Source organism: Pseudomonas sp. G11 (assembly GCF_029457515.1).
In the GTDB taxonomy this organism is placed as follows: Bacteria; Pseudomonadota; Gammaproteobacteria; order Pseudomonadales; family Pseudomonadaceae; genus Aquipseudomonas; species Aquipseudomonas gorinensis.
Genome location: NZ_CP120377.1, coordinates 219,538 through 231,851, shown reverse-complemented (window position 1 = coordinate 231,851; position 12,314 = coordinate 219,538). Strand labels below are relative to the sequence as shown.

Here is a 12,314-nt window from a genome sequence, read left to right as displayed (position 1 = left end):
CAAAAAGTGAGCAGAAGCAGTTGAACACCTGGGTCAGTTTTCAGTCGGCAGAACAGCCTCTACTGGGTCAGTTTTCGGTCAGCGGCAACAGTAATGGTGAACTTTCACCGAAGCGCGTTTGGCCAGGATGCACTCCAACGAGTCCAGGTCGACGGGAAGACTGATGACGTGGTTCGCCTCGCTAGTCCCCCAGACTTGAGCCGGCGTCCTATTAGCGAGCCCGCGATGGGGTGTCTGGTGGTAACCATCGACAATCCATTTCACTACCACCGCCTCCAGTTGCGGCAGCGTGAAACATGCATTTTTTTCCGAGTCGTAGTCGCCACGCTGTTGGATATTCGAGAACGTGGTGCCCGGGAGGTTGTGGATAAGCCCCAGGTTCTGTGTGCTGAAAAAGCGTTCGACGGCACCTTTCCTTTGGGGGGCCCTGGAAGCGGGATACATGATCTCGATACCCAACTCGTTGAACCCCATGATGAGATCACCCGCGTGAAATTCCGCCGCGTTGTCTGGGACGATGCGAGCTGGCAGCCCACGTGCCCACCATTCATTTCTCACTTTAGGAAAACGCTTCAGCAGTTCAGCCTTTGGACGGATTGAGCGTTCGATCACACGAAGCACGGTTTCCGTATTTGGCGCCGACAGGTGAAGCAGATATCCCATCACCATACGAGAGAAGCGGTCCAGGACGATCGTCAGATAGGGGCGCCCAATACACAACCCCGAGGTTTCATCCACAAGCTGTACGTCCAATAGCGTGTGATCAATCTCCCACCGTTCCAAAATCTCATGGACACGTAGGACACCCGCCGCAACGCGGTGCTTTTTGTCTGCTGCGTGTTTTCCAAGCCTCTCCTTATCCACAAGATACGGATCCAGCTTGGCGATGTACCTTCGGACAGTCATTCCGCTTGGGATCTTGAGCTGATCCGAGGGCAAACGACTTTTGTTCCTTTCTTTAATCTGGTCCTCAAATTCTGAAACGACCACGCTGACCGCAGGAAGCGTATCCTGCAGGTAGGTGCTATTAATCACCCCTTCGAGAATAACTTCGAGCTCGCCCTGTATCGCGGGAGCCCGGCCCTTTTTTGCATGCTGAGGGATCAGCTTTACTACGTTCTGACCAATGTATTTGGCTGCCCAACGTCGAATGGTGGAAACCGAGGGTGCGCACGCATCCCCAATCTTTTTGGCGATATCTCTAAGTGTCTTGATCATGTCTTCGTCACCCGGCAGCTTGTATTTACCGCGCTTAGTTAGGTCGTCCAGATACTTGCGTCGGCGCAATGCTTCATCCCCATGTTTTTTGGGGAAGCATGAGATGTCTGGAGGGATGTTCCGTACATACGGAACCTTCCCGAGATAAGGCTGATCAGCGGAGATCTCGATCTCGCGCTTCTCGTAGGCCTCATAGAACTCCTTCTCGGATAGCTTCGTGGGCTCACCAAGCTCATCGAAGAAGAGCAGCTTCCGGTCGATAAGCCTCTTCTCAAGCACCATCAGTACGCCACGAACGATGACGACCAATTTCACCCTAAGGGAAAAGGTTTGCATGACGGTGCCCCCCCTGCAGGAAGACCGGGGAGTCAGTGTCAATTGACCTATCAAGGTCAATGCCCACCACCCCAAGGCCTAACAAGCGCCAGGCTTTCCTCTCACCAACCACGCAGAGCAAATCTGCAACGGTCGTAGGCGGCCATTTGTTGAAGGCCACCATTACCTCCTCCAACGCCTGATGCGAAAGCTCTGGACCGCGCCGGTGATACATCAGCCTTCGAAGATTGGTAGCCAGGGGCTCAGCTTCAATTAACCTTTCAGTGACCACCGAAAAGTTACGAGCGGTGGCGTTGAAGTAGCGCTCAGCTGCATCCAGTCGCTGCCTGACACTGGCTATCTTCAGTCGTTCGTGAGGTTTCACTTCAAACCACCACTCGCGCCCATCCGCGAGGAAAACCTGTACGTCCGGGTAGTATTTGAAATAGCCCTGAAGCGATGGAATACGCTCCTCACTGGGCTGCGGGACGTAGCCGATGACTGCAGGAGACAGCTCAAGAAGCCGATAAAACGCGCCTTCGAGCTGGGACTCCCAGGGCACAGGCAGTTTATTTTTGAGCGATGGGAAGTAGCCGCGGTAGTGGTTAGACCGACGCGTGACCACCTTTCGTACTGTCATGAAACACCTCCGAAAATCTCGAAACGAGCGCCGTCGCTGCGCCAAAAAATCAAGGCGCAGGGCAGGCGAAGTGAGGCCTTTCGACAGGCAACACTGTGCCGTCGAGTAGCCTCGCTAAGGTCGAAAAGATGGGAGAGGATTGACAGGGGCTTCGAAAAAGCAGACATTGCGGTTTCCTACGTCGCAAGTCCGCTTCGCTAAGCGCGGTCAGAACCTCTCGGTTTTGGTCGCGTTTTTCTACATTTGGGCCTCCACTTTCTGCTGGAATGGTCTGGATTTAATGACTAATCAGAATTTCCGGAGATCGCCTTGATCTCTTTCTTTCTAAGCAAGACGCTTGTCACCGCACCAGCAGTTTCTGTTTGATCTTAGGTTATTGCTTCAACTGTCTGATTCGCGTAGACATCCAATCTGGAAGCTACAAAATGCAGTCATAGATCTTATTCCAACATCCCATTGAAATCTACATTTAATCCAACTAGCCAATTTGGTGTTTCTTACAGTTTCTTGTTATGTATTAAATTAATACAGGCAGATTTAATTAATCTACTTGTATTCCGGTGCACTATTAAAGATTTGCTCCATTCGCTACTCCCTTACAGATTCATCCACCGAGCCCTTGGGCCCGATCTTCCTTTCCACCATCCATACGCAGGCGGCCAGCCTCAGACCAGCCGTTGGGGGGGCAGGGTGCCCACAGGAATTGGAAGCAAAAAAAAGCCCGCTAATGCGGGCTTGATGGTGACCGGCGGCGACTAAGATTCGGGCCCGGCCGGTCATCTATTTGTGAAAACGTGCAGCTTTTCTGTGAACCTACAACCTGATCAGAAGTCCAGGTTGGACACCGCCAGGGCATTGCTTTCGATGAAGTCACGACGTGGCTCGACCGCATCACCCATCAGGGTGTTGAAGATCTGGTCTGCGCCAATGGCGTCTTCGATGGTCACACGCAGCATGCGGCGCTGAGCTGGGTCCATGGTGGTTTCCCACAGTTGATCCGGGTTCATCTCGCCCAGACCTTTGTATCGCTGGATGGTGTGGCGCTTGGTGCTTTCAGCCATCAGCCAGTCGAGGGCTTCCTTGAATTCCTTGACCTGCTTCTTGCGTTCGCCACGTTGAATATAAGCACCGTCGTCCAGCAGGGTGCTCAGTTGCGCGCCCAGGGTTACCACGGTCTTGTAGTCATTGCTGCCGAAGAAGTCGCGGTTGAAGGTAACGTAGTTCGACAGGCCGTGGGAGATCAGCTCGACCTCTGGCAGCCAAACGTTACGTTCACGGTCTTCACGCAGGCTGGCCTTGTACACCAGGCCAGACTTCTCGACGGTGCGCAGGCGCACCTCGTACTGAGCCAGCCAATCCTGCATGTGGGCATGATCGCCCAGCTGCTCCAGGCTCACAGCCGGCAGGTAGATGAAGTGCTCGGTCAGCTCCTGAGGGTACAGGCGCGACAAACGCTTGAGGGTCTTCATCACCATGCGGAAGTCGTTTACCAAACGCTCCAACGCCTCACCGGAAATACCCGGTGCTTCGTCGTTCAAGTGCAGGCTCGCGTCTTCCAGGGCCGACTGCGTCATGTACTCTTCCATGGCGTCGTCGTCTTTGATGTATTGCTCTTGCTTGCCTTTTTTCACTTTGTACAGTGGCGGCTGGGCGATGTAGATGTAGCCGCGCTCGATCAACTCCGGCAACTGACGGAAGAAGAAGGTCAGCAGCAGGGTACGGATGTGCGAACCGTCGACGTCAGCATCGGTCATGATGATGATGTTGTGGTAACGCAGCTTGTCGATGTTGTATTCCTCGCGACCAATACCGCAGCCCAAGGCTGTGATCAAGGTGCCGACTTCCTGGGAGGAAATCATCTTGTCGAAGCGGGCTTTCTCAACGTTGAGGATCTTACCCTTCAACGGCAGGATGGCCTGGGTGCGACGGTTACGACCCTGCTTGGCGGAACCGCCAGCAGAGTCACCTTCCACCAGGTACAGTTCGGAAAGGGCAGGGTCCTTCTCCTGGCAGTCAGCCAGTTTGCCGGGCAAGCCGGCGATATCCAACGCGCCTTTACGACGAGTCATCTCACGGGCCTTACGCGCCGCTTCACGGGCACGTGCCGCATCGATCATCTTGCCGACAACCAGCTTGGCTTCGTTCGGGTTTTCCAGCAGGAAGTCGGAGAAGTATTTGCCCATCTCCTGTTCCACTGCTGTCTTCACTTCGGAAGACACCAGCTTGTCCTTGGTCTGGGAGCTGAACTTAGGGTCCGGCACTTTTACCGAGATAATTGCGGTCAAGCCTTCACGGGCGTCATCACCGGTAGTGGCGACTTTGTGTTTCTTCGCCAGGCCTTCAGCTTCGATATAAGTATTCAGGTTGCGCGTCAGCGCAGAACGGAAACCCACCAGGTGAGTACCACCGTCGCGCTGTGGAATGTTGTTGGTAAAGCACAACAGGTTCTCGTTGAAGCTGTCGTTCCACTGCAACGCGATTTCCACGCCGATGCCGTCTTCACGCTGGATGTTGAAATGGAACACCTGGTTGACCGCAGTCTTGTTGGTGTTCAGGTATTCAACGAATGCACGCAGACCACCTTCGTACTTGAACAGCTCTTCCTTGCCGCTGCGCTCATCCTTGAGGACGATGCCGACACCGGAGTTGAGGAAGGACAGTTCACGAATACGCTTGGCCAGGATGTCCCAGCTGAAGTGGATATTCTTGAAGGTGTCAGCCGAAGGCTTGAAATGAATCTGGGTACCGGTGGACTCACTGTCGCCAACAATTTTCATTGGTTCTTGTGGCACACCGTGGACGTAGGTCTGTTCCCAAATCTTGCCGCTACGGCGAACAGTAAGGATCAGCTCTTCAGACAGAGCGTTCACTACCGACACACCCACACCGTGCAAACCACCGGAGACTTTATAAGAGTTGTCGTCGAACTTACCGCCGGCGTGGAGCACGGTCATGATGACCTCTGCCGCCGATACGCCTTCTTCTTTGTGCACATCTACCGGAATGCCACGACCGTTGTCGCGCACGGTGATGGACTCATCCGGGTGGATGATGATGCTGATGTCGTCGCAGTGACCGGCCAGAGCTTCGTCGATGGAGTTGTCGACCACCTCGAACACCATGTGGTGCAGACCGCTACCATCATCGGTGTCGCCAATGTACATACCGGGACGTTTGCGTACGGCATCCAAACCTTTCAGCACTTTAATGCTGGTCGAGTCGTACGTGTTTTCTTCGCTCATGCCTTCACTCCCGATGGTCGTGGGTCTGGGTGATACGGCCTTGTTCCACGTGGAACAAAGCGACTGGCGTTTCCGTCTGCCAGCCTTCCCTCAATAATTCGTGGTCTACACAGGTGATAAAAACCTGGCAGCGTAATTCTTCTAACAAACGGCATAACGCGAGGCGGTGTTGCTCGTCGAGTTCGGACGGCAAGTCATCCACCAGATAAATACACTGGCCACGCCTGGCCTGGCTAACGAGATGCCCCTGGGCGATCCGTAAAGCACACACCACCAACTTCTGCTGACCACGGGACAAGATGTCCGCGGCATTGTGTGCGCCTAATCTAAGGCGCAAATCAGCCCGTTGGGGTCCGGCCTGGGTATGGCCGATTTGCTGATCCCGCTGCAAGGACGTGGCGAGCACTGCACTCAGCTCGCGCTCTTTGTCCCAACCACGGTAGTAACTCAGCGTCAGCCCCTCGAGATCCAACAACTCACTCAAGGTCTGCTCAAAGACTGGTTTCAAGGCTTTGATATAGGCGCGGCGGTATTCATCAATTTCGTCGCTGGCCAGGCACAGTTCCCGGTCCCAGGCCGCTTGCGAAGCGGCGTCAAGTGTACCATGCCGCAGCCATGAGTTCCGCTGCCGCAGGGCCTTCTGCAGGCGCTGCCACGTGGCCATGAATCGCGGTTCCACGTGGAACACTCCCCAATCGAGGAACTGACGCCGGATCTTCGGTGCGCCTTCTAATAAACGGAAACTGTCTGGGTTGATCAATTGCAGCGGCAGGATTTCCGCCAGTTGCGCCGCACTGCGAGCATTTTGCCCATCAATGCGAATTTGAAACTCCCCGCCACGATCGCGGGAGATCCCCAAGCTACTGTGCCCACCTTCAGCCAATTCAACTTGGCCAAACACTGTGCACGCCAGTTGTTCGTATTGAATCACCGGCAACAGTCGAGCACTGCGGAATGAACGGGCGAGCCCCAGCAAATGGATGGCCTCCAGCACGCTGGTTTTGCCACTGCCGTTGGCGCCATGGAGGATATTGATGCGTGGGGAGGGGGAGAAGGTCACCGGGTGCAGATTGCGCACCGCGGTGACCGAGACACGACTGAGGGACATCTAGCTTCTGCTGAGCATGATTACAGGCGCATCGGCATAACAACGTAAGCCGAGTCGTCGTTATCGGATTCTTGCACCAGGGCGCTGCTGTTGGAGTCCGACAGGATCAGGCGCACCTGTTCCGTGGTCATCACGCCCAGCACATCAAGCAAGTAGCTCACGTTGAAGCCGATTTCCAGCGAACCGCCGTTGTAGTCGACGCCCACTTCTTCTTCCGCTTCTTCCTGCTCCGGGTTATTGGCCTGGATCTTCAACTGGCCGTTGGCCAATTGCAGGCGGATACCGCGGTACTTCTCGTTCGACAGAATCGCGGTACGGCTGAAGGCTTCACGCAGGGCCTGACGATCGCCGATGACCAGCTTGTCACCGCCTTTAGGCAGCACACGCTCGTAATCCGGGAACTTGCCGTCAACCAGCTTGGAGGTGAAGGTGAACTCACCCGTGGTCGCGCGGATGTGATGCTGACCCAGGACAATGCTGACGTTGCCATCCGGTTCGGTCAGCAAACGTGCCAATTCAAGGATACCTTTACGCGGCACGATCACCTGGTGACGGTCCGGCTGACCGATATCAGCACGCATCGAGCACATTGCCAGACGATGACCGTCGGTGGCCACGGCACGGATGATGCCTTCCGACACTTCCAGCAGCATGCCGTTGAGGTAGTAACGCACGTCCTGCTGGGCCATCGCGAAGCTGGTGCGCTCGATCAAACGGCGCAGCTTGCTTTGCTCCAGGCTGCAGGTCAGCGAGCCAGGGCCTTCTTCAACGGTGGGGAAATCATTGGCTGGCAAGGTAGACAGCGTAAAACGGCTGCGACCGGCCTTGACCACCAGCTTCTGCTCATCAACCTTGATGTCGATCAGCGCATCGTTGGGCAGGCTCTTACAGATGTCCATCAGCTTGCGCGCCGGCACGGTGATCTCGCCAGGTTCGGCAGGCTCTTCGAGCTGGACGCGCCCCACCAGCTCGACTTCCAGGTCGGTACCGGTCAAGGACAACTGCTGGCCTTCGACAACCAGCAATACGTTGGAGAGCACCGGCAAGGTCTGTCGGCGCTCGACGACGCCTGCGACCAGTTGCAGGGGTTTCAACAGGGCTTCGCGTTGAATGGTGAAATGCATGGTCTAGTCCCTTGCCTTAATAAGCTGCGCTGGTGTCATCACGTAGTCAGTGTACGCAGCAGGTTCTTGTAGTCCTCGCGAATATCCGCGTCGGATTCCTTAAGTTCGTTGATTTTGCGGCACGCGTGCAAGACCGTGGTGTGGTCGCGACCGCCAAACACATCACCGATTTCCGGCAGGCTGTGGTTGGTCAACTCCTTGGAGAGTGCCATAGCCACCTGACGCGGACGAGCCACCGAGCGCGAGCGGCGCTTGGACAGCAGGTCGGAAATCTTGATCTTGTAGTACTCCGCCACGGTGCGCTGGATGTTATCCACACTGACCAGCTTGTCCTGGAGTGCCAGCAGGTCTTTCAAGGATTCGCGAATCAGCTCGATGGTGATGTCGCGGCCCATGAAGTGCGAGTGTGCTATCACCCGCTTGAGTGCGCCTTCCAGCTCACGCACATTGGAGCGAATGCGTTGGGCAATGAAGAATGCGGCGTCGTGGGGCAGGTCGACCTTCGCCTGGTCAGCCTTTTTCATCAGGATCGCAACGCGGGTTTCCAGCTCCGGCGGCTCTACCGCAACGGTCAGGCCCCAACCAAAGCGCGACTTCAGGCGTTCTTCCAGGCCTTCGATTTCCTTCGGATAACGGTCGCTGGTCAGGATGACCTGCTGGCCGCCTTCGAGCAGGGCGTTGAAGGTGTGAAAGAACTCTTCCTGGGAACGTTCCTTGCGGGCGAAGAATTGAATGTCATCGATCAACAAGGCATCAACGGAACGGTAGAACCGCTTGAACTCGTTGATCGCATTGAGCTGCAGGGCCTTGACCATATCAGCCACGAAGCGCTCCGAGTGCAGGTACACGACCTTGGCATTCGGGTTCTTCTTTAATAGATGGTTACCCACAGCGTGCATCAAGTGAGTCTTACCCAAGCCAACGCCACCATAAAGGAAGAGTGGGTTGTAACCATGCTTGGGGTTATCGGCCACTTGCCAGGCGGCCGCCCGGGCCAGCTGGTTGGATTTACCTTCGACGAAGTTCTCGAAGGTAAAGGTGCGGTTCAAGTAGCTGGTGTGCTTGAGCGCGCCTTCCACCTGCACAGTGCGCTGTTCCGCGCGAACCGGGGCCTGCTGCGAGCTGGCACCTGCCATTGGGTCGAAGCTGTCGCGGGACGGCTCTTCATTTATAGGCGCGTTTTTCTGCGACGAGGATTTTGAAGGCGTCGGAGCAACCGGTGCTGGCGAGTTATTAACAGGCGCGACAGCGGACTGTGCCTGCGAGGCACTCGCTGCCAACGGCGCATTCGGCGCAGCGCGAGGCGCCGAGCTGCGTTTGCTGCCTATTAATAAGGAGAGCACGGGCGCGAGGCCATTGCCATGCTCATCGAGCAATTCGAGAACGCGGCTCAGGTACTTCTCGTTGACCCAGTCGAGAACAAAACGATTGGGTGCGTAGACACGCAACTCGTCGCCTTCGGCTTCGACCTGTAGCGGACGGATCCAGGTGTTGAATTGCTGGGCAGGCAGCTCATCGCGCAAAAGCTCCACGCACTGCTGCCAAAGTTCCACTGACACGGATATCCCCTAAGTTGAAAGCCGGTGAGGCAAAAACAGCCGCCATTGTAGCGGCCAGCCGCCCACTTATCCACATGTAGGTTGCTCACACACCAGCCAAAATCAATGCCTTAACCGTAAAGAAGGCGACAGATGGTCTGTGCATAAGCTCTGTGGATAAGCGCACCTAAGCCCGTTGTACAAGTGGGGTCGAAAGTCTGTGGGTAACCGGCCTGTGGATAACAAGCCATTCCACACACAGCTTATCCGACAGCGCAGCACAGGCAGAGCACCGTTTCTCCCCCGTGTTGTCATTCTCTGTACATCACGTGGAATATGGCCTCAAGGCAGTTATCCACAGAAGAACGCTTCCCTAGCTTTTATAAGCTTTACAGAAAAGCTTTAAATAACTTCCTTCTTTATTTTTATATCTATGGCATTGCCCATGGAAGCCTGGCGGACAGAAAAGGCCTGGATGCGTGCAAAGATCTAATTAAAGGAAAAGCTGGTTGGAAATTGACCTAGAGGCTTGCTTTCTCTAGAATCGCCGGTCTCTTAAAACGGGGGCCATTCCGGCCCGTTGTGGACGAACCAGGTAACAACGCCATGAAACGTACTTTCCAACCAAGCACCATCAAACGCGCCCGTACCCACGGCTTCCGTGCTCGCATGGCCACCAAGAACGGCCGTGCTGTCCTGTCGCGTCGCCGCGCCAAAGGTCGTGCGCGTCTGGCAGTTTGATAATCCGGTACTGGTGGTGAGTCAGGACTTCAGTCGGGAAAAGCGCCTGCTTACCCCCCGGCACTTCAAGGCAGTCTTTGACTCCCCCACCGGCAAGGTTCCGGGGAAAAATCTCCTGCTCCTTGCGCGTAACAACGATCTGGATCACCCCCGTCTCGGGTTGGTGATCGGCAAGAAGAGCGTAAAGCTCTCCGTTGAGCGCAATCGCCTCAAGCGTCTGATGCGCGAATCGTTTCGCCTCCACCAGGACACTCTGGTTGGTTGGGATATTGTTATCGTCGCGCGCAAAGGCTTGGGGGACGTAGAAAACCCCGAATTGATTCAGCATTTCGGCAAGCTCTGGAAACGTTTGGCGCGTACCCACAAGCCAGCACCAGCAGTCAGCACCGAAACTGTAGGGGTAGACAGCCTTGATGCGTAAACTGGCGCTCGTTCCGATCCAGTTTTACCGTTATGCCATTAGTCCTCTGATGGCCAACCACTGTCGTTTCTACCCCAGTTGTTCCTGCTACGCGTTAGAGGCCATAGAAAATCATGGTCTTCTGCGCGGTGGCTGGCTGGCCTTTCGTCGTTTAGGCCGCTGTCATCCGTGGAATCCCGGTGGTTATGACCCGGTTCCACCTATCCCTACCTCCCGTTCTTCTTCGATGGCCGAGTAATCATGGATATTAAACGCACGATCCTGATCGTCGCCCTGGCAATCGTGTCCTACGTCATGGTTCTTAAGTGGAACCAGGACTATGGCCAAGCTGCCCTGCCGACTCAGAATGTTGCTACCAATCAGGCTGCGCCGGCTATTCCGGACACCCCGCTGGGTAACAATGCGTCCGCGAGTGCCGATGTTCCCAGCGCGAATGGCGAGACAAGCGCCCCTGTAGAAACGCCAGTAGTCACCAATAAAGACCTCATCCACGTCAAAACGGATGTGCTCGACCTGGCTATCGATCCACAAGGTGGTGATATCGCCCAGCTGAAGCTGCCGCTTTATCCACGTCGCCAAGACCATCCGGATGTTCCGTTCCAGCTGTTCGATAACGGCGGCGAACGCGTTTATCTGGCACAAAGCGGCCTGACTGGCACCAACGGTCCGGATGCTCGTGCTACCGGTCGTCCGGTTTATTCGACCGAACAGAAGACTTATCAACTGGCTGATGGCCAAAACCAGTTGAACGTTGACCTGAAATTCAGCCTCGATGGCGTCAACTACATCAAGCGTTTCAGCTTCACCCGTGGTTTGTACGACTTGAAGGTCACTTACCTGATCGACAACGAAAGCGACAAACCGTGGAGCGGCAACCTGTTTGCCCAGCTCAAGCGTGATGGCAGTTCCGATCCGTCTTCCAGCACCGCCACCGGCACCGCGACTTACCTGGGCGCCGCCCTGTGGACAAGTAACGAGCCGTACAAAAAAGTGTCGATGAAAGATATCGACAAGGGCGCGCTGAAAGAAACCGTTCAAGGTGGCTGGGTTGCCTGGCTGCAACACTACTTCGTGACCGCATGGATTCCGAACAAGGGTGAAGCCAACCTGGTGCAAACCCGCAAGGACAGCCAGGGCAACTACATCATTGGCTTTACTGGCCCGGCGTTGACCGTCGCTCCAGGCGCCAAGGCTGAAACCAGCGCTACCTTGTATGCCGGCCCGAAAAGCCAGGCAGTACTGAAAGAGTTATCCCCAGGCCTGGAACTGACTGTGGATTACGGCATCCTGTGGTTTATTGCCCAGCCGATCTTCTGGCTGCTGCAACATATCCACAGCATCGTCGGCAACTGGGGCTTCTCGATCATCTTCCTGACGATGCTGATCAAGGGGATCTTCTTCCCACTGTCGGCCGCCAGCTACAAGTCGATGGCGCGCATGCGTGCCGTGGCCCCTAAATTGGCCGCGCTGAAAGAACAACATGGTGACGACCGGCAGAAAATGTCGCAGGCCATGATGGAGTTGTACAAGAAAGAGAAGATCAACCCGCTGGGTGGATGCTTGCCGATTCTGGTACAAATGCCGGTATTCCTTTCGCTGTACTGGGTACTCCTGGAAAGCGTGGAAATGCGCCAGGCTCCGTTCATGCTGTGGATAACTGACCTGTCGATCAAAGACCCGTTCTTTATCCTGCCGATCATCATGGGCGCGACCATGTTTATCCAGCAGCGCTTGAACCCAACGCCGCCGGATCCGATGCAGGCCAAGGTAATGAAAATGATGCCAATCATCTTCACCTTCTTCTTCCTGTGGTTCCCAGCTGGCCTGGTGCTGTACTGGGTGGTCAACAACGTGTTGTCGATCTCTCAACAGTGGTACATCACACGTAAGATCGAAGCGGCTACCAAAAAAGCCGCGGCGTAACTTACTCTGTGGATAACCACTCAAGACGCCCCCTAGTGGGGCGT

Annotated in this window: 10 protein-coding genes; 4 read left to right on the top strand and 6 right to left on the bottom strand. The window is 55.4% G+C overall.

The window, feature by feature from the left end; translation table 11 throughout:
• Positions 1 to 78: 78 nt before the first annotated feature.
• The 6 genes from P2T68_RS00985 to dnaA form a co-directional block, all read right to left on the bottom strand.
• Entirely contained in the window at positions 79 to 1,554 is a 1,476-nt protein-coding gene (locus P2T68_RS00985) for a DDE-type integrase/transposase/recombinase (RefSeq protein WP_277378916.1), read from the bottom strand.
• A complete protein-coding gene (locus P2T68_RS00980; protein ID WP_169912125.1) occupies positions 1,535 to 2,173 on the bottom strand; it encodes a TnsA endonuclease N-terminal domain-containing protein in 639 nt (212 codons plus the stop codon). The genes P2T68_RS00985 and P2T68_RS00980 overlap by 20 nt, the downstream gene beginning before the upstream one ends.
• An 824-nt stretch (positions 2,174 to 2,997) precedes the next feature.
• Positions 2,998 to 5,415 (bottom strand): DNA topoisomerase (ATP-hydrolyzing) subunit B, encoded by a 2,418-nt coding sequence (gyrB, locus tag P2T68_RS00975; protein ID WP_024072543.1) that lies wholly within the window; start codon positions 5,413 to 5,415, stop codon positions 2,998 to 3,000.
• Between the two features lie 4 nt (positions 5,416 to 5,419).
• Entirely contained in the window at positions 5,420 to 6,523 is a 1,104-nt protein-coding gene (gene recF, locus P2T68_RS00970; RefSeq protein WP_024072542.1) for a DNA replication/repair protein RecF, read from the bottom strand.
• 20 nt (positions 6,524 to 6,543) lie between these two features.
• Positions 6,544 to 7,647, bottom strand: a complete 1,104-nt coding sequence (dnaN, locus tag P2T68_RS00965) for a DNA polymerase III subunit beta (RefSeq protein WP_005783345.1) — start codon at positions 7,645 to 7,647, stop codon at positions 6,544 to 6,546.
• Positions 7,648 to 7,685: 38 nt separating this feature from the next.
• Entirely contained in the window at positions 7,686 to 9,206 is a 1,521-nt protein-coding gene (gene dnaA / locus P2T68_RS00960) for a chromosomal replication initiator protein DnaA (RefSeq protein ID WP_024072541.1), read from the bottom strand.
• A gap of 585 nt (positions 9,207 to 9,791) precedes the next feature.
• On the opposite strand from dnaA, the gene rpmH reads away from it, so the two are divergent.
• From rpmH to yidC, 4 genes are read left to right on the top strand one after another with little or no spacing between them, the layout of a single operon-like run.
• A complete protein-coding gene (gene rpmH / locus P2T68_RS00955; protein WP_003213577.1) occupies positions 9,792 to 9,926 on the top strand; it encodes a 50S ribosomal protein L34 in 135 nt (44 codons plus the stop codon).
• A gap of 16 nt (positions 9,927 to 9,942) precedes the next feature.
• On the top strand, positions 9,943 to 10,347 hold the full coding sequence (gene rnpA / locus P2T68_RS00950; protein WP_003177079.1) for a ribonuclease P protein component: 405 nt from the start codon (positions 9,943 to 9,945) through the stop codon (positions 10,345 to 10,347).
• Entirely contained in the window at positions 10,340 to 10,585 is a 246-nt protein-coding gene (gene yidD, locus P2T68_RS00945; protein ID WP_077430980.1) for a membrane protein insertion efficiency factor YidD, read from the top strand. Before rnpA ends, yidD begins: the two co-directional genes overlap by 8 nt.
• A 2-nt stretch (positions 10,586 to 10,587) precedes the next feature.
• A complete protein-coding gene (yidC, locus tag P2T68_RS00940; protein WP_024078260.1) occupies positions 10,588 to 12,270 on the top strand; it encodes a membrane protein insertase YidC in 1,683 nt (560 codons plus the stop codon).
• The last annotated feature ends 44 nt before the right edge of the window (positions 12,271 to 12,314 follow it).